The 19,007-nt window shown below is 60.2% G+C and carries 14 protein-coding genes; 12 read left to right on the top strand and 2 right to left on the bottom strand.

Annotated features, from left to right (window positions below; genetic code table 11):
• Positions 1-5: 5 nt before the first annotated feature.
• The 9 genes from OCV80_RS11990 to OCV80_RS11950 all read left to right on the top strand — a co-directional run bounded on the left by OCV80_RS11990 (position 6) and on the right by OCV80_RS11950 (position 11,647).
• Positions 6-1,112: a 2-aminoethylphosphonate--pyruvate transaminase gene (locus tag OCV80_RS11990; protein ID WP_021748043.1), complete on the top strand. Its 1,107-nt coding sequence runs from the start codon at positions 6-8 to the stop codon at positions 1,110-1,112.
• Entirely contained in the window at positions 1,109-1,882 is a 774-nt protein-coding gene (gene phnX, locus OCV80_RS11985; protein WP_021748042.1) for a phosphonoacetaldehyde hydrolase, read from the top strand. Before OCV80_RS11990 ends, phnX begins: the two co-directional genes overlap by 4 nt.
• A 950-nt stretch (positions 1,883-2,832) precedes the next feature.
• Positions 2,833-4,332 (top strand): helix-turn-helix domain-containing protein, encoded by a 1,500-nt coding sequence (locus OCV80_RS11980; RefSeq protein WP_267288429.1) that lies wholly within the window; start codon positions 2,833-2,835, stop codon positions 4,330-4,332.
• Between the two features lie 5 nt (positions 4,333-4,337).
• Entirely contained in the window at positions 4,338-5,792 is a 1,455-nt protein-coding gene (locus OCV80_RS11975; RefSeq protein WP_160117384.1) for a sensor histidine kinase, read from the top strand.
• Between the two features lie 186 nt (positions 5,793-5,978).
• Positions 5,979-6,992: an ABC transporter substrate-binding protein gene (locus OCV80_RS11970; protein ID WP_119310437.1), complete on the top strand. Its 1,014-nt coding sequence runs from the start codon at positions 5,979-5,981 to the stop codon at positions 6,990-6,992.
• Positions 6,993-7,153: 161 nt separating this feature from the next.
• Positions 7,154-8,632, top strand: a complete 1,479-nt coding sequence (locus tag OCV80_RS11965) for a sugar ABC transporter ATP-binding protein (RefSeq protein WP_305148300.1) — start codon at positions 7,154-7,156, stop codon at positions 8,630-8,632.
• Entirely contained in the window at positions 8,633-9,664 is a 1,032-nt protein-coding gene (locus OCV80_RS11960; RefSeq protein ID WP_309452332.1) for an ABC transporter permease, read from the top strand. It begins immediately after the preceding gene.
• The gene (yjfF, locus tag OCV80_RS11955) at positions 9,661-10,662 is read left to right on the top strand and encodes a galactofuranose ABC transporter, permease protein YjfF (protein ID WP_021748032.1); all 1,002 of its coding nucleotides are present in this window, start codon (positions 9,661-9,663) and stop codon (positions 10,660-10,662) included. Before OCV80_RS11960 ends, yjfF begins: the two co-directional genes overlap by 4 nt.
• An 85-nt stretch (positions 10,663-10,747) precedes the next feature.
• Positions 10,748-11,647 carry an AEC family transporter gene (locus OCV80_RS11950; protein ID WP_267288428.1) on the top strand — a complete coding sequence of 300 codons (900 nt, stop codon included), beginning with the start codon at positions 10,748-10,750 and terminating at the stop codon, positions 11,645-11,647.
• Between the two features lie 357 nt (positions 11,648-12,004).
• Here the strand turns inward: OCV80_RS11950 and OCV80_RS11945 are convergent, their stop codons facing one another.
• Together OCV80_RS11945 and OCV80_RS11940 are read right to left on the bottom strand one after the other, a co-directional pair.
• Positions 12,005-15,034, bottom strand: coding sequence for an S-layer homology domain-containing protein (locus OCV80_RS11945; protein ID WP_267288427.1), 3,030 nt, complete (start codon positions 15,032-15,034; stop codon positions 12,005-12,007).
• Positions 15,035-15,341: 307 nt separating this feature from the next.
• The gene (locus OCV80_RS11940) at positions 15,342-16,613 is read right to left on the bottom strand and encodes a DeoR family transcriptional regulator (protein WP_021749715.1); all 1,272 of its coding nucleotides are present in this window, start codon (positions 16,611-16,613) and stop codon (positions 15,342-15,344) included.
• A gap of 283 nt (positions 16,614-16,896) precedes the next feature.
• On the opposite strand from OCV80_RS11940, the gene OCV80_RS11935 reads away from it, so the two are divergent.
• The 3 genes from OCV80_RS11935 to OCV80_RS11925 all read left to right on the top strand — a co-directional run.
• Positions 16,897-17,229: a helix-turn-helix domain-containing protein gene (locus OCV80_RS11935; protein WP_021749716.1), complete on the top strand. Its 333-nt coding sequence runs from the start codon at positions 16,897-16,899 to the stop codon at positions 17,227-17,229.
• Between the two features lie 143 nt (positions 17,230-17,372).
• On the top strand, positions 17,373-18,503 hold the full coding sequence (locus OCV80_RS11930; RefSeq protein WP_267288426.1) for a TerD family protein: 1,131 nt from the start codon (positions 17,373-17,375) through the stop codon (positions 18,501-18,503).
• A gap of 21 nt (positions 18,504-18,524) precedes the next feature.
• Positions 18,525-19,007, top strand: a 483-nt coding sequence (locus tag OCV80_RS11925) for a TerD family protein (protein WP_267288425.1), incomplete at its 3' end; no start/stop codon positions are given.

Genomic DNA, 19,007 nt, shown 5'->3' with positions numbered 1-19,007 from the left:
CGACCATGAATACCTATAAACTACTGACCCCCGGGCCCCTGACCACCACCGACACGGTGAAGGAGGAGATGCTGGTGGACCGGTGCACCTGGGATGACGACTACAAGGCCGTCACCCAGAAGATCCGCCGCCAGCTGCTCCAGCTGGGGCACGTGTCGGAGGATGACTACACGGCCGTCCTGATGCAGGGCAGCGGCACCTTCGGAGTGGAGAGCGTCCTCTCCAGCGTGGTGGGGGACGAGGACAAGGTCCTCATCTGCTCCAACGGGGCCTACGGGGTGCGCATGACCCGGATCTGTGACCGGAACCGCATTCCCTATGTCCACTACGCCGAGAGTTATGACCACATCCCCGACCCCGCCCGCGTCGCCCGTCTGCTGGCTCAGGACCCGGCCATTACCCACGTGGCCATGGTCCACAGTGAGACCACCAGCGGCATCCTCAACGACATCCAGTCCGTGGGCAAGGTGGTCCGGGACGCCGGGCGGACCTTCATCGTGGACGCCATGTCCTCCTTCGGCGGGGTGGATATCCCCGTCTCCGACTGGGGCATCGACTTTCTGGTGTCCAGCGCCAACAAGTGCATCCAGGGAGTACCCGGCTTCTCCTTCATCCTGTGCCGCCGGGACAAGCTGCTCTCCAGCGAGGGCAAGGCCCGCTCTCTGTCCCTGGACCTGCTGGACCAGTGGAAGGGGATGGAGAAGGACGGCAAGTGGCGCTTCACCTCCCCCACCCATGTGGTGCTGGCCTTCTCCAAGGCACTGGACGAGCTGGAGGCGGAGGGGGGCATCCCCGCCCGGCACCGCCGCTATGCCGAGAACAACCGCCTGCTCATTGAGAAGATGCGCGCCATGGGATTTGCCCCATACATCGACGGGAGCCGACAGGGCCCCATCATCACCACCTTCTTCTATCCCGCCGGGGTACCCTTCCAGTTCTCCGAGTTTTACACCTACATCAAGGAGCGGGGCTACGTCCTCTACCCGGGCAAGCTCACCGATGCAGATACCTTCCGGGTGGGCAACATCGGAGAGATCTACCCGGAGGATATTGAGAAACTTGCTTCCATCATCGCCGGCTTCCTGGCTGCCCATAAGGAGGAGATCGCATGATCCAGGCCGTCATCTTTGACTGGGCGGGCACCACTGTGGACTACGGCTGCTTCGCCCCCGTCCAGGCCTTTCAGGAGGCCTTCGCCCACCACGGCGTGCCGGTCACCCTGGAGGAGACCCGTAAGCCCATGGGTATGCTGAAGCGGGACCACATCCGCACCATGCTCCGGATGGAGCGCATCGCCCGGGCCTGGGAGGAGACCCACGGCCGCCCCGCGGGGGAGGAGGACGTGGAGGCTGTGTACGCCCTGTTTGAGCCCAAGCTCTTCTCCATCCTGGACCGGTTTTCCACACCCAAGCCGTTTGCGGTGGAAACAGCGGCCGCCCTGCGGGAGATGGGGCTGAAGATCGGCTCCACCACCGGCTATACCGACTCCATGATGCACATTGTCGCACCCACGGCCGCCCGACTGGGCTACGCCCCCGACTTCTGGATCAGCCCCGACGGGGTGGGCGGCAGGGGCCGTCCCGATCCCTACATGATCTTTGAAAACCTGAAGGCGCTGGAGGTCCCCAGTGTGAAGAACGCCGTGAAGGTGGGGGACACTGTCTCCGACATCCGGGAGGGGGTCAACGCCGGCGTGTGGTCAGTGGGGGTCATCGAGGGCAGCTCCGTCCTGGGTCTGAGCCAGACAGAGTACGAGGCCCTCACTCCGGAGGTGCGCAGGGATGTCTGCCGCCGGGCAGAGGAGACCTTCCGCACCGCTGGAGCCCACTTTGTGCTGAACGATTTGTCCCAGCTGCCGGAGCTCATTCGGATGATCGGGTAATCACAACCCAAGTACATCTCAACTGATGCTGCCCCCAGGCCATGCAGATGGAGAAACCGACAGCAGCCCATAACCCGCAGGCCGTTGGTTCAAATCCGGCCCCAGCAGCCACAAAGCCGTCTGATTTTTTAAGAAATCAGACGGCTTTTCCGTGCATAAAGAAAACTGCCGGAACAGCCGGAGGTTCCCCAAAGCCTAAGCTCTGAAAAAGCATCCTCCTTTGCTGGAATGGAAGAGAGCTGCCAACCACCGGAACGAACAAAAGGAGGAATCAAGTCCGGATGAAATCTGAATGGGCGTCATCAATGAATGGATTTGGCAGTTAAGTGAGAGAAAGGCAAGGGACCTTCTGGAAATCAGCTATGTGGGCCGTAGACGTGTCTCCTACCATTTCCGGTTCTCAATTCGAGCCGATTGACTGGACTGAAAAGCGAGCAGAAGCAGCCGTTACAGGCACTGGGCCGGACTGTGCTGCCCACGATTCTCATACCATTAAGATTTTGCCGGCAGATCAGGAGAACAAACTCTCTATGTGAGAGGTGTGCCGACTCCCGAAGTAAGACTTAGCGGCCTTCGGCTCCAGGTTTGTGGCTTTGCTTGGCCGGAACGGCGGGATCCTCCGCCGGACTGATTGCGCCCGAAGACCCCAACATTTCATTTCCGGGAATTGAATATTTCGCCTCACAAAGCCGCCGCCCCGATAGCTCTCTCCCCACGAACCGGGACGATGGAGGGGCCTGTCCGTGCGGCGGTTTGCATATACGCCGACAGCCGGAAAATCCGCAAAAATGATTCAGCACCTTTTCTTTTCGACAAAATACGATATAATAAAGAAAAACGCCTGCTCCACAGCCGGGACGCTGCCTCTCCGTTTGCATGGAATGGATTCGGTGGGATTTGCCGGCGGGAGCTGTTTGAAATTCAGAACACTGCGTATGGGGAGGAGACTCATGATTTCGCTGTTTCTTGTTGAGGATGAGCGGATTGCCCGGGAGAGTATCCGAGACAATGTCCCTTGGCAGGAACACGATATCCTGTTCCTGGGGGATGCGCCGGATGGAGAAGTCGCTCTGCCGCAGCTCCTGGAAAAACGGCCGGATATTCTGCTGACGGACATCAAGATGCCGTTTATGGACGGCCTGGAGCTGGCCCGGATCGTGCGGAAGGAGCTGCCGGATACCCGCATCATCATCCTCAGCGGACACAATGAATTTGAATATGCCAGAAAGGCCATCACCCTGGGCGTAAATGACTATCTGCTCAAGCCTGTCTCCAGCAGGGATATTCTGGAAGCCGTGGACCGCAGCAAGGCGCAGATTTTGGAATGCCGCGCACGGCGGATTGAGCGGCAGAGCCATAGCATCACACAGCGGGAGCTCTTTTTCAGCAATCTGTACAGCGGCATCCTGATGGGACCGGCGCAGATGCTCCAGCGTGCGGCGCAGCTCGGGATCTCTTTGGCTGCAGGAGCCTACCAGATCATCCTGACGGAGCTGGACGGTGTGATACCGGATCGGGAGGCGCTGCGGGACAAGCTGTATGCCGCGCCAATGGCATACGGCTCCGGCTTTGATGGGGGGCGGGCCACGTTCCTGCTGCTGGCGGAAGACGCGGCCGGGCTTCCCCCGAAATTGCGGGAGTTCTCTGCATGGCTGGATGCACTGGCCGGGCAGGAGGGACTGAGCGTGCATCTGCTGCCTGGAAAACAGACGGCCCGGCTCAGCGACCTGCCGAAAGCATACCATCTGCTGACGATTCAGAAAAAGCAGCGGGAGTCCGCAGACAGCAAGACGCTGTCCCACTCCACCTCCTTCCAGCGGGACACCCTGCTGGACTTTTTGCGGACTGGGAAGCCGTCTGCGCTTCCGTCGTTTTGGGCCCACTACCGGCCGACCATCGAGTCGGGGTATTCCTCCTTTGTCTATCGCTGCTATCTCTATACAGAGCTTTTCTTTGTGGTCCATGAGTTCTGCCAGGAAAACCGGATCCCCCTTCCGGAATCCCTGCGCCAGGAGGATCTGCTGGAAAAGCGTATTCTGCTGACGAATTCCGTAGATGATTTCCTGACGCTGGCTTGCCAGCTCTGCGAAGAGGTGATGGAGGTCCGCCCCGGGGGCAGCCGGCACACGCCCTCCGCAGAGCAAGCCAGAGCGTATATCGACCGCCACTATATGGACCCGGAGCTGTCCCTCTCCTCGGTTGCGAATGCAGTGTCTGTAAGCCCCAACCACCTCAGCACGCTTTTCAAATCCAAAATTGGCGTCGGGTTCAGTGAATATCTGACGGAGGTCCGAATTCGCCAGGCCAAACGCCTGCTGATTACCAGCGATCTGCGGGTCAGTGAGGTCGGAGAACGGGTGGGGTATCAGAATATGGAGTATTTCAGCATGCTGTTCAAGAAAAACACCGGGCAGACGCCCAGCCAGTACCGCCGCTCCCACACGCTATGAGACGGATGAGTCGTGCAGCCGGCGCCCTGAAAACCGCCCTGGGCCGCCGTGGGAGCATACGGAGCAAGATCCTGGCGGGGTTTACGGTCATCCTGGTGGGGATGTTGAGTATCAACCTGCTGGTTATCGGCCTGTCCCACCACTTTTTGGGAGAATACCATATCCTGGCGGAGCGGGTCATTTCCGCAAACAAGCTGATCCCCACTGTCCGGGATGACGTGAGCCTGGACGCCTATTATCTGGTGGCGGGGCGCCGCACCCTGGAGACGACCCAGCTCTTCCACCACATGGAGGAAATTCGCCAGGGGCTGTATCTGCTGAAGCAGGAGAACAATTCTGAAAACGGCCGGATCCAGCTGCAGATTGCCACGCGCACCTTCGGCACCCTGCAGCGGTACTGTCAGAAGCTGGGGCAGGAGATTGATGCGGACGTGTCCCTGGAACTGCAGAATGTGACGCTGGAGCAGATTCGGGATGTCTCCGCCCTGGTGTACAACCAGATTGAGGAATACATTTATCTGGAGCTGCTCTGGGGGGAGTCCATTGATCAGATGCTCCAGACCGGATTTCAGCTGCTGCTGCTGGGGGATCTGGCGGCGGTGGTGCTGATGGTGGCGGTTCTGGCATTTTTGCTGATGCGCATCAACCGGACCATCAACGACCCCATCCAGGCGCTGGTGGAAAACACCCGGCGGCTGGCGGAGGGCGACTTTGATGCCCTGATGGAAGATGCCGGGGAGAATGAGGTCACCATCCTCAACAAGAGCTTCAACCGCATGGCGGCAAAACTCCAGCGCCTGATGGAAAAAGTGGAGGAGGACACCCGCACCCAGGAGCAGCTGGAGCTGCGGCTGCTTCAGGAACAGATCAATCCCCACTTTCTCTACAACACGCTGGAGATCATCGTCTGGCTGGCGGAGTCCGGGGATAAGGAGCAGGTCATTCAGGTGGTCCAGTCCCTCTCCCGGTTTTTCCGGGTGGTCCTCAGCAAAGGCCGCGCAGTGGTGTCCCTTCAGGAGGAGCTGTCCTGCATCCAAAGCTATCTCTATATTCAGAAAGTGCGCTATGCCGATATCCTGAACTATGAGATCCAGGCGGAGCCCGAAGCCTTGGACTGCCGGATCCAAAAGCTGAGCCTGCAGCCCCTTGTGGAAAACGCGCTGTACCACGGCATTGAAAAGAAGCGGGGGGGCGGCACCATCCGCGTCTGCGCCGATGTGAAGGACGGTTGCCTGGTGGTTCAGGTGGCAGATGACGGCTGTGGCATGACGCCTGAGAAATTGGAGGAAGTGCAACGGGAGGTGGCCGGAGATCTCGGCCAGATTTCCGAGGGCGGGTTTGGGCTGCCCAATATTCAAAAGCGCATTCAGCTGGCCTATGGAGCAGATTACGGCATTCACGTGAGTTCTCGGCTGGGCTGCGGGACTCGGGTCACACTGCAGATTCCGGCAAAATCGTAAAAAAGCTGAGAAGCAGCAGAAAAAAGCAAAAGTCCGGCTTTCCGGCCGGACTTTTTTCTGTAAAATTCAAATAAAAACCCGTTGGAGCGCCTCTTTTCAAAGGTGGAGGCGTCTTGTATATTATTTAACACAGGGCGCGAGACCGCCCATTCGGAAGATGAAGAAAGCGAGAAAGGATTGAAAGGTATGAAACTGAAGAAATGGTTGACCGGCGTTTTGGCCGCTGCGATGGCCCTGTCTCTGGCCGCCTGCAGTGATGGAGGCGCGGAAAGCGCCGATGCCGGCAGTGAGGACAGCATCACCCTTGGATTTGCCCAGGTCGGTTCTGAGAGCGAGTGGCGCACTGCCAACACCGACAACATCAAGGCTGCCGCGGAGGCCGCCGGCGTGACCCTCCAGTTCTCCGACGCACAGCAGAAGCAGGAGAACCAGATCAAGGCCATCCGCTCCTTCATCGCATCTGACGTGGATGTGATCTCCTTCTGCCCCATCGTGGAGACCGGCTGGGATACGGTCCTGCAGGAGGCCAAGGACGCCGGGATCCCGGTGGTCCTGGTGGACCGCGGCGTGACTGCGGACCCCTCTCTGTATGTGACCCACATCTTTGCCGACGCCCTGAAGGAGGGTGCCAATGCCTTCAATTGGGTTGACGAGTATATGACTGCTGAGGGCAAGACTCCCCGTGCCGGCGGCGATCAGTTCCAGGTGGCGATTCTGGAGGGCACGGTCGGCTCCTCCGTGGCCGCCGACCGCCTGCAGGGATTCACCGATGCCATGGCCGAATCCCCCAACAGCGGCAAGTACAACGTCATCTGTTCCCAGACCGGTGAGTACACCCGTGCCAAGGGCATGGAGGTCATGGAGTCCTTCCTGAAGTCCGACGGGGACAAGATCGATATTCTCTTCTCCTGCAACGGGGATATGGCTCTGGGCGCTATTCAGGCCATTGAGGCTGCCGGACTGAAGCCCGGTGAGGACATCGTCATCGTCTCCATCGACGCCGCCAAGGGCGAGTTCAACGCTATGATCGAGGGCAAGATGAACTGCGCCGTGGAGCACACCCCCAACTTCGGCGAGACCCTGATGGAAACCGCCAAGAAGATTGTGGCCGGCGAAGAAGTACCCGCCACCATTGAGCTGGAAGAGGGGATCTTCCCCGCTGACATTGCCGAGCAGGAGCTGCCCAACCGCACCTATTGACCGGCTTTCGCCAACCGTTCCATGATCCCGCGGGCGGGGGATGTCCTCCCCGCCCGCGGACTGTTTTGCCCTGGCTCCCCAGGGCCTCCGGCGGGATGCCAGGCCCGCCGAATCCAAGACAAAGGATGTGATGACCTGTGGCAGAAGAAGCCCTGTTGACAATGCGGGGAATCTGTAAATACTTCCCCGGCGTCCGCGCGCTGGAGAATGTGGATTTCACCCTGCACTCCGGTGAAGTCCACGCGCTGGTCGGCGAAAACGGCGCGGGAAAATCCACCCTGATTAAGGTCCTGACCGGCGTCCACGCAAAGGACGGCGGCAAGATCGCCATGGAGGGCAGGCCCATTTCCCCCTCCAGCCCGCTGGAGGCCATGAAGTGCGGCATTTCCACCGTGTATCAGGAGGTCAACCTGTGCCCCAATCTGAGCGTGGCGGAGAACATCTTTATCGGCCGTGAGCCAAAAAAGGCGGGCGGCATCGACTGGAAGACCATCAACCGCCGGGCCGCGGAGCTGCTGACTACGCTGAATCTGAACATTGACGTGACAAAGACGCTGGGGAGCTACTCGGTGGCCGTCCAGCAGATGATTGCCATTGCCCGTGCGGTGGATGTGGACGCAAAGGTGCTGATCCTGGACGAGCCCACCTCCTCCCTGGATGAGGAGGAGACCCAGCGCCTGTTCGCAGTGGTCCGCAAGCTGAAGGCCCAGGGCCTGGGGGTCATCTTTGTCTCCCACTTCCTGGATCAGATCTATGAGCTCTGCGACCGGATCACGGTGCTGCGCAACGGTGAGCTGGTGGGCGCCTATGCCGTGGCGGAGCTGCCCCGGGTGGAGCTGATCTCCAAGATGATCGGCAAGGAGCTGGGGGATATTCAGAGCATGGGCAAAAACACCGCCCTGTGCGGGGACGAGGTGCTGATCGAGGCCGACGGACTCTCCGCGTTCGGCCGTATCCAGGATTTTGACCTGCAGATCCACAGGGGCGAAGTCGTGGGCTTTGCCGGCCTGTTGGGCTCAGGCCGCACGGAAACGGCAGAGCTTCTGGCCGGCGTGGCCAAGCCCGAACAGGGCGCACTGCGGATGAACGGCCGGGAAGTCCATTTCAACTCCCCCCTGGACGCCATGCACCACAAGATCGCCTTCTGCCCGGAGGACCGGAAGATCCAGGGCATCATCGGGGACCTCTCCGTCCGGGAGAACATCATCATCGGCCTTCAGGCCAAAAAGGGCATGTGGAACCACATCCCCCTGAAGGAGCAGGAGCGGATCGCCGACGAGTACATCAAGCTGCTGCAGATCAAGGTCTCCTCTCCGGAGCAGCTGATCCGCAACCTCTCCGGCGGCAACCAGCAGAAGGCCATCATCGCCCGCTGGCTGGTGACGCAGCCGGATCTGCTGATCCTGGATGAGCCCACCCGCGGCATCGACATCGGCACCAAGACGGAGATCCAGAAAATGGTGATCCAGCTGGCCCGGGAGCAGCACATGTCCATCATCTTCATCTCCAGCGAGATTGACGAGATGACCCGCACCTGCACACGCCTGGCAGTCCTGCGGGACCGGCGGAAGGTGGCGGAACTGACCGGCGACGACATCAACTCCGACCGGGTGATGGCAGCCATTGCAGGAGGTGCCTAAATGATGGGAAAAGTGAAAAAGGTGACGTCCAACCACCTGTTTCTGCCGCTGTTTGCCCTGGCTCTGCTGCTGGTGTTCAACGCGTTTGCCACCCCCGGCTTTTTTGCCATTGAGTTCCAGAACGGCCAGTTTTACGGGCGCATTATTGACATTCTCAACCGGGCTTCGATCCTGGTGATCTTGTCCATGGGCATGACCTTCGTCATCGCCACCGGGGGCATCGACATCTCCCAGGGCTCTGTCATCGCCATCTCCGGCGCCATCTGCTGCTCTCTGATCGGCGGAGCAGGGGACGGCACCGCCAATATGCCGCTGCTGCCGGCCTGTCTGATCGCCGTGCTGGTCTGCGCCCTGTGCGGCGTGTGGAACGGCTTCCTGGTCTCCAAGCTGAAGATCCAGCCCATGGTGGCCACACTGATCCTGCTGACCGCCGGACGAGGCATCGCCATGCTGATTACCAAGGGGCAGAATGTCACCGTGTACTATGAGCCCTTCACCTACATCGGCACCACCATTCCCGGCAGCCCCCTGCCTACCACCATCTTCATTGCCGCCCTCATGGTGCTGTTTGTGGTTCTGATCCAGAAAAAGACGTCTGTGGGACTGTTCGTCCAGGCGGTGGGCATCAATGCCAACGCCGCCCGGCGCACGGGCCTCAAGGTCTCCTCCATCATCTTTATGGTGTACGTCTTCTCCGGCATCTGCGCCGGCATTGCCGGACTGATGGAATCCTCCATGATCGCGGCGGCGGACCCCAACAACGCCGGCCTCAACATGGAGATGGACGCCATCTTGTCCGTGGCCTTGGGCGGAACGCTTCTCAGCGGCGGCAAATTCTACATCGGCGGCTCCATCATCGGCGCCATCACCATCCAGACGATGACCACCACGCTGTACGCGCTGGGCGTCTCCTCGGAGCAGCTGCCGGTATACAAGGCCCTTGTGGTCATTTTGATCTGCCTCCTCCAGTCCGAAAAATTCAAGGGTGTTCTGGAGAAGCGCACAGCAGAAAAGGCGGTGAAGCAGAGATGAAGCAGAAGAGCAGCCTGAAAGACCGCCTGGTCGGTTCCCGGTATTTTTCCTTCGGCATCACCCTGAGCCTGTTCGTGCTGCTGTATGTGGTCGGCATGATGAACTACCGGGGCTTCATGAAGCCCCAGGTGTTCTGCAACCTGCTGATCGACAACGCGGCCCTGATTATTGCCACCATCGGCATCACCTTTGTCCTGCTGATCGGCGGGATTGACATCTCCATCGGCTCTGTGGTGGCGCTGACCTGTATGTCGTCGGCGCAGATGCTGCAGAACACGGGCCTGCCCGCGCCCGCCGTCATCCTGATCGTGCTGGCCATGGGGGCTGTGTTCGGCCTGGTCCAGGGCTGGCTGATTACGGAATTCAACATGCAGCCCTTCATTGTCACGCTGGCGGGGCAGTTCTTCGCCCGCGGCATGACGGCGATCATCTCCCGGGAGACGATTGTTATTGACAATCCCGTGTACACCTCGCTGGCGTCCGCACGGATCTATGTCCTGCCCGGCGGATTCATCTCCGTGGGCGTGGTGATCGCGCTGGTGACGCTGGTTGCGGCCACATTGGTGCTGAAGTTCACCCGATTCGGCCGGAACATCTACGCGCTGGGCGGAAATGAGATGTCTGCGCAGCTGATGGGCCTTCCCACCAAACGGACGAAAATCCTCGCCTACGTGGTGTGCGGCTTCTGCTCGGCGCTGGCCGGTGTGGTCTACTCCCTCATCATGCTCTCCGGGTATCCCCTCCACGCCGTCAGCATGGAGATGGACGCCATCGCCTCCTCCGTGATCGGCGGCACGCTGATGTCCGGCGGCGTGGCCTTCCTGCCAGGCACCCTTCTCGGCGTGCTGATCCAGGGTGTGATCCAAACCTTCATCACCTTCCAGGGGACGCTCTCCGCCTGGTGGACGCGCATCATCATCGCCCTGCTGCTGTGCCTGTTCATTGTGATCCAGGCGGTGGTCAGCCGCAGCCGGCAGCGCCTCAACTCTGAGCACTGATTTTTCCCAATCTTCTTTTCTTCTTTTTTCCGGCACAGTCACCAGGCACGTCCTGGTGGCTGTGTCCATTTCAGGAGGTTTCGGCATGGACGCTTTACTCATCAAAACCGGCGGGCTGCTGCTGATCGTGGCGCTGGGATACCTTCTCAAGAGACGGGGCGTCTTTCAGCAGGGCGATGCCCGTCTGCTGTCCAGGATCATCGTCAACCTGACGCTGCCGGGGGCTCTCCTCTCCAGCTTCAGCGCGTTCAGGCTGGTTCCGTCCCTGCTGGCGGTTCTCGCCGCGGCAGCAGCCGCCAATGTCCTGCTGCTGGCTGTCTCCGCCCTGGTGACCCGGAGGCGGCCGGGGCCCGTCCGGGCGCTCTACCTGCTCAACGCCCCCAGCTACAATATCGGCACCTTTGTCCTGCCCTTTGTGCAGAGCTTTCTGCCGCCGGACATGCTGCTGGCCGTCTCCATGTTTGACGCGGGCAACAGCCCCTTCAACTGCGGCGGCGCCTATGCGCTGACGGCCGCCCTCACCGGCGGGGAGCGCCTGACGGTCCGCTCCGTTCTGGGCAGAATGCTCCGCTCCGTGCCCTTCGACACCTTTTTGGTCATTCTGCTCCTGGGGCTGCTCGGCCTGCGCCTGCCGCAGCCGGTTTACACCGTGGCGGGGATGTTCGGTCAGGCCAACGCCTTTCTGGCGATGCTGATGATCGGATTGCTGCTGGAGCCGCGGATTCCGCAGGAGAGCCGGTCCGACGTTCTGCGGGTGGTTCTGCTGCGCTACGGATTCGGCCTGGCGGCCTCCGCCGTCTGCTGGATGCTGCCGCTGCCTGCCGGGATCCGGCAGGTGCTGGCGCTGAGCCTTCTGGCGCCGGTGCCCTCTGTCTCCCTGGCCTACTGTGAGCGGTGCGGCTGTGATTCCGGCGCCGTGGGGGCGATCCACTCCCTCTGCATCCCCATCAGCCTGGCCTTTACGCTGCTGGTGTGCCTGATGTGATGGCGCCCGCTGCGTTGTGCTCCGGGCCGCGGCTGTTGGGAAGATGGACGCTTGCGCGTCTGGATTTATGGGCTGTTTCTGCCGGAGCGGCCTGGCGGCCCTTTGCGTCCTGTAAAAAATTCTTGGCTGTTGTCCTGGAGGGCGTAAGTCTGACAGGGAGACAGCTGTCCCGGAGAGGAGGGCGCAGATTTCCAGCTTCGCTCCCGGAGGGGGAGGAAAAGAAGAGTCATTCGTATGGAGGTCAACAGCGGCCACACACTCTATCTATGCTGGTTCGACCTTGGAAGTCTGGGCGCGAAGTAAATATGCCCCCCGGCTCTAAAGAGCCGGGGGGCGCAACAGTTTTCAGGTAATTCTTTACTTGGAAACGGTCACGGTGATATCGGTGGCAATTGCGCCGACATCGCTGATTGTGATGGTCTGGGTCTTGTTTCCGGTAGCATCACCAGTTCCGTTAGCAGTGACAGGGACCTTGGAACCGTCAGTGCTGTTAGCATTGAACTTGCTGCCGAAGGTGCTGGTGTTGTGAGTCAGAACGATCTTAACCTGACCGTTCGCCGCAACATACTCAGAACCCTCTGCAATTTCCACACTGATGGTTTTAGCATCAACCAGAGCCTGGACATCAGCGTCCAGCTTCAGGTTGACAACATAAACCTGGGTGGCCGTCACGGTGGCGTTCTTCACAGTGCCGCCATTGGGCTTGGTGTAAGTCCACTTTGCGCCATTATTATCCTCAACGGAGATATCGGTGCAGCCCTTGTCCTGCAGGATGGCGATGATGTCATCCTCACTCAGAGTGATCTTGCCGGCCTCACGGTAGTACTCGATGGTAGTGGTGGAGCCCAGGGACACATCACGGACCTCGATATCCTTGCTCAGCTCGGGCTTATCCTCGTCGGAGGACTTGTCATCGACTTCCTCGATCACCAGGAACTCGACCAGGTACTCGTCCACAACAGCGTAGACCTTGTCGTTGCTGTCCTTGGAGACAGAGCGGTAAGAGCTGGACTCAATGTTGCCATCCTCGTCCACATAGAAGAACTTGGCGTCATCGGCCACAGAGATGGTCTCGTTCTTGTCCTTGGTATCCAGGATAACGGTGTAGTCAGCAGAGACCTTATCCACGCCGGAGCCGGTCAGATACTGCTTGGTAGAGCCATCGGTATAAGTGGTATAAGCATTCAGCTTGGTGATAACGCCATACTTGTCGACAGAATAGCTCTTGAACATGCCGTTCTGGGTCTTGCCGAGGCTCTCGTCGACCTTCACGGTCTTGACTTCACCGTTGACAACAGCCTGGTACTCGTAGTAGTCGCCATCCTTGTCATGGATCAGGTTGGAGACGGACTCCTTGGCCAGGAACAGGGTATCCTTGCTGCTGTCCTCAATGATGGAGCTATCCTGCACGAAGATAAACATGACAGTAGCCATCTTGCCGGACTTGCAGTAAGCAAATGCTTCGACTTTGGCGCTGGAAGAAGCGCTGATGGTGGGAGCGTTCTTGATGCCGGTATAGACGCTGTAATCGTCGTTGCTATCGTCATACACCACGAACACCGTACTGCTGTTGGAAGTCACAGTCGTACCACGGGTCAGGGTGATGCCGGCCTTGTCGTTGATCATGGAGAAGTCGGTCACGCCGTCAGTATACGCACTACTACCATCGCCGAAGTTGACCTCATTGTTGCTGTCAGTCTCGTAGACCTTCTTGGAATCGACAGGCTTCAGGGTGTAGTCGCCATCTTCGTCCACACGATAGGTAACGATGGTGGCATTGGTGATCTTATCTTTGCCGTTGCTATAGTTCTCAGTGGTGTCAACGACCTTCTCAGTGCCGTCGGCGAACACCAGCAGAGCGCGGTTGCTGGAGAAGTTGCTCTTATCCTGGGTGTCGACCAGCAGGGCGTAGTCACCGATCTCGTCGTTCTGCTCGACATAGATCATGTAGCCATAGGCATCCAGATAAACAGTGTATTCCTCATCCACGCTGACATTGCCGATGTCCTCGCCAGCGATCATCTTAGAGGCGTTGTACTTGGTGCCGCCGATGGTGAGGGCTTTCTTCACGTCCTCGTCCTTCACGCTGTTCTCAGCGCGGGTTACGGTACCAGTGACCTCCTCAGCCAAAGCCACAGACTTGACTTCATCAGCAGACTGGGAGTAGGTGTACAGGACATAGGCGTCGTCCTCGAAGGTCTCGGCGGTCTCAAAGTCCTCGACACCATTTGCACCGTCGGGCTTCACATCCTCAACAGCGATCTCCACATAGGCGTCCTTGTTGCCCTTGGCAGCCACGGAACGGTTGATGGTGCCCACATAGGTGTTCACCATAGTGATCACGACGGTGTCATCGTCATCATCATAGAAGACCTCGGTCAGAACGCCGTTGGCGCCGAACTCGGTGTCGTCGTCGTTCTTGGTGATGTCAACAGCCGCATTCTTCAGCTCAGCGCCGTCCTCATAGACGGTGACGTCCTTCTTGTCCACGCTGCTGCCCAGGTCCAGGTCGGCATAGATATCGTCCACGGCGACCTTGGCGGTGTAAGAAGCGTCAGCCTCCTTGGCGTAGGTGCCGATCTTCTCGGCCTTCAGACGCCACACGTTGGCGGGACGGGCGAAATCATCCGTGCCGTCGGACAGCTTCAGATCGTCGAAGTAACGCTCGGCGAACTGCATCTTGTTGTCCTCGCTGATGCTCTCGTTCTTGTCGTTGTTGACAACATCCTTCCGGCTGGAAGTGGTGTTGATGGTGATGTCACCCACAACGATGGTGTTCTGCTGGTCATACTCCACCATGGTGGCCTGCAGCATGTTGAACGCATACAGGGCAGCCTCCTGGCGGGTCACGGCCTTGGAGCCCACGAACTCGTCGTTGCCGTCGTCCAGACCGATGCCGCTGGCCTGCTTGATGACGCTGACCTGCCAGTTGGGGCCGGTGTAGCCCTCGATGGAGCTGTCATAGCCCAGAGCGCCCAGCAGCATCTTCATGAACGCGTTGCCGCTCAGGGTGCCGGTGGGACGGAAGGTGCCGTCAGCATAGCCGCTGATGATACCCTGCTGAGAGCAGTAGGTGATGTAGCCCGCGAAGGTGTTGGTCACGGGAACATCCTTAAAGGGAGCGGTGCCTGCGCTGAGCGCGGAGGCGGTGGTGGGGCCCAGGATCAGGTTGCAGACGATCTTGGCGGCCGCGCCGCGGGTCAGGACATCATCGGGACGGAAGTCGCCGCCGGAATAACCGTCGACAACGCCCAGAGCAGAGATCACATCCACAGCTTCTTTGTAGGTGATCTCGCTGTCGTCCGTGAAGTCCTTGGCGCCGGCGCTGACGGTGACCAGAGACATGGTCATCACCAGAGCAAGCACCAGAGAAAGGAACTTCTTCATTTGGGATTTCTCCTCCTTTAAAATATTTGCGGTCCGCCGGTATGCCTGCCGCCGGGTCTGAGATTCGTGTGGGGGCTAGCCAACCAACTTGTGTCGGCCTACACCAACCACAGAGCCGGCCGCCAGTGACACTCCCGCCGTCCGCAACGCCAATGTATCAGTGTTTTTCCGGATTGTCTACGGATTCGGCGTGATTGTTATTCAAACGAAACACGCCGTTCAAAAGCGCCTGATTCGTGGTAATTTATGTAACAAAAGTTGCAGATTTCCAAAAAAGAGAGAGGCGGGAAACCGGGGCTGCCCGGTCTCACGCCTCCTTCTGCAAGAGGATGTATTTCTGCCCGTCCTTGGCGATCTGGTGCTCCGCCAGCATCCGCTGGAGAATGGGCCAGCACTGGCGGGGGCCGATCCGCAGCACCCGGGCAATGTCCTGGCGGTAGGCAAACCCCGCCTCCGACAGGTACGCCAGGATCGCCTGCTCCTGGTCCTCCGGCGGCACAACCGTGCTGGGCAGGTAATAGCGGTTTCCCACTTTGGTCAGCTTTCCCCGGGCCACCATCTGCCGAAGCCGGTTGTAGGCTGTGTTCTTGGAGACCCGCAGAAGGGCCATCACCTCATTCCGGGTGATGGAGCCCTGGCGCCGGACAACGTCCAGCACCTGGTTCTCGCCGCCCACCCGGATGTCGTAGTCCAGGCGCAGGTCCCGCAGGGAGAGATCGTCCAGCCCGCCCTGCACCAGCGCCGCCCGCACCAGCTTGGACAGGCGGGTGCGCTCATAGGGGCGGCGGCTGCGGGGGGACATCAGGACCCACTCCGCCTCTGGCGGCGCCGCCTTGCGCAGCTTCTGGAGAATGGACAGGACGCCGCTGGTCAGGCGGACTTGCCGGTCCGGCAGGATAAGCCGCTCCTTCTGCAGGTCCACCTGGTCCCACCGCAGCGACGCGATCTCCTCCACCTGGAGCCCCAGCTGCCAGGTGAGCCACAGGGCCGCCCCGGCGGGGGTGTCCTGTTCCGCCTGCAGCAGCTTCCAGAGGGCGAACTCGTCGATCTGCGGCGCTGCCTTCCGGCGGATGCGGGTGGAGACCTTCTTCTCCGTCAGGTAGGCCGCGAAGTGGACGTTCATGGCGGCGGCCTCCAGCCCGGTGATCCGGGAGACGTACTGCCAGTCGTGACGTTCCAGCTGCCGCAGAACGTAGTCGTGGCGCAGGTCGATCAGGCGGACGGCCTTCAGGTCCCCGGCGTCCAGCGCGGCGCGGGCCAGGCGGGAGATGGACTGGGCCGCCAGGGGCTGCTGGTCCCGGTCCGACAGCACCACCCGTTCGCTGCTGCCGTTCCGCTCCCGGCGCAGGGCCTCCAGCCAGGCGGCCAGCTCCGGGGCCAGCGGGACCGCCCGGTCCGGCAGCAGGAGCTGTTCGCCCAGCAGATCCACCTGAGCCCAGGTGAGGTGCTGGATTTCGTCCCGCATCAGACCGGCCATCCACGCCAGCCGCAGGATGGCTCCCGCGGCATCATTTGTATGCTGTTCCAGCACCCGGCAAAGCAAGGCTCCATCGGGGCGGTTGAGCGTGTAACTCTGCATGGCGTCTCCTCGTTTTGTTACGCTTGTGTGTCACAAAAATGACCTTCCTGCTTTTGGAAGCCTGCGGGTGACGGAATCTTCTCTATAAGCTAACGTTTTTTGTGACAATTGTTATGCACGTGAAACCGCTTTTGAAAAAACTCCGTATCCATTGCACCACAATGGATACGGAGATTTTCTCACTCAAAATATACACTATAAGATAACTAAAATCAATATCTTATAGCATATTTTGAATGGACACGTTCCAGAATAGACTTATTCTAAAAGGAGCGTGAAACAGATGACAAAACAGGAGCGAGTCGCCATGGGGCACCGGCTGCGGCAGCAGAGGACCCTTCTGGGCCTCACCCGGGAGGAGTTTGCCGAGCTGGCGGATATCAGCGCCGGCTATTACGGCCAGATCGAGGTGGGGACCTCGCAGATGTCCATTGACACGCTGATTAAATTATCGAAGACGTCGCAGCTCTCAATGGAGTATATCCTTTTGGGAGAGGAGATTCAGCCCGATGCAGATCTGACCGCCATAGAGGCCCTGCTGGCCCGGTGCACGCCCCGGGAGGTCCGGCTGGCTGAGAAGGTCCTCCGGCTGTTTCTGCTGCGGGGAGACGCATAGCGGGCCTGCGGCGGCCGGATAGATCTGCGCCCGCTGGGTTGAAAAACCGGATCCACTTCTTGATTCGGCGGCCGCCATCCACTAAAATAGGGAGGTAAACCCGCAGGGCGGAGAAACGGATATGCGAGAAAGGACGGGATCCCATGGAACTGCAGAAGGGACAGAAGTGCAAACTGGCGGACCTGACCGGAAGCGGACAGCTGCGAATCTCCGTGACGGTGTCCCTGCCGGGGAGCGAGGCGGACGTGACCTGCTTCGGCGTGGACGGAGCGGGGAAGTTGTCCGACGACCGTTATTTTATTTTTTACAACCAGACCAGTTCGCCGGAGGGCGCCGTCTCCATGCACCAGTCCGGGGAGTCCGCGGTGTTCTCGGTGGACCTGAACCGCCTTCCGGGCTTCCTGCAGAGGCTGGTGGTGACGGTGGCGGCGGAGAGCGGCACCATGCAGGCGCTGGCCCGGGGACTCCTGACGCTGGAAGGAGAGTTGGACCGGGCGGCCTATGTCTTCACCGGTGCGGGGTATCAGCAGGAGAAGGCCCTGATTCTCTGCGAGGTGTACCGCAAGGATGGGATTTGGCGCTTTTCCGTGGTGGACAGCGGCTTCAACGGGGGACTCTCCGCCCTGCTGGCCCACTTCGGCGGGGAGGAGGTCAAGCCTGACCCGCCGACCCCGGCACCTGCTCCGCCGGAGCCGAAGGTGAATCTCTCCAAAATCAGCCTGAAGAAGAGCGGAGAGAGCCACAAGATCGACCTGACGAAAAACCGTCGGCGCATCCACGTGAACCTGAACTGGGACCAGCGGCGGGGCCTGTTCAGCCGGGGCATCGACCTGGATCTGGCCTGTATGTACCGGCTGAAGGACGGGCGGCAGGGGGTCATCCAGGCCCTGGGCAACAGCTTCGGTGCCGCCGATCAGCCCCCCTACATCAAGCTGGACAAGGACGACCGCTCCGGCGCCAGCGCCAACGGCGAAAACATGGACTTCTTCCGGCCGGAGCTGATCGACTTCGCCGTGGTTTTCGCCTTCATCTATGAGGGCGTGCCCAACTGGCGGTCCACCAACGCCCGGGTGGTGTTGAGCCAGCAGGGGGCGCCGGATATTGAGGTCCAGATCGACAACCCCAACAGCAACGAACGGTTCTGCGTCCTGGCCAGCCTCACCGGCCGGGACGGCGGGCTGGAGGTCCGGCGGGAGGACTTGTTTTTCAACAGCCACCGGGCTGTGGACGCCCATTACCACTTCGGCTTCCGCTGGGTGGCGGGCCACAAATAACACGGGAGAGGAGCCGAAGTCATGTTGGATTTGCAGCGGGGACAGAAGATCTCCATTCAAACCGTCTGCCGGACCTGGACCCTGGAGGTGGAGCTGCGGCATCAGGGGCCCCTGGCGGTCGACGTGTCCTGCTTTGGCCTGGACAGCGCAGGCCGCCTCTCCGACGAGCGGTATTTTCTTTTCTATAACCAGCGGCGCTCGCCGGAAGGGGCCATGGCCCTCTCTGAGGGAGCATCCGGCGGAACGGCCCGATTCCAGGTGGATCTGGCGGCCCTGCCGGACCATATCCAGCGGCTCTCCTTCACTGCCGCCATTGACGGCGGCCGCACCCTGCGGGAGCTGGAACAGGGCAGCATCGGTCTGTGGGTCAGAGGGGAGGAGATGGCCCGGTATGCCTACGCGGGGAACGAGTTCTCCGGGGAGCGAGCCATCGTGGCCGGCGAGCTCTACCGGAAAAACGGGGACTGGAAGTTCAGCGCCGTGGGCCGGGGCTTCAACGGCGGC

Source organism: Oscillibacter acetigenes (genome assembly GCF_025567605.1).
GTDB lineage: Bacteria > Bacillota > Clostridia > Oscillospirales > Oscillospiraceae > Oscillibacter > Oscillibacter welbionis.
The sequence above is the reverse complement of the archived record's forward strand: the minus strand, read 5'-3'. Positions and strand labels throughout refer to the sequence as shown.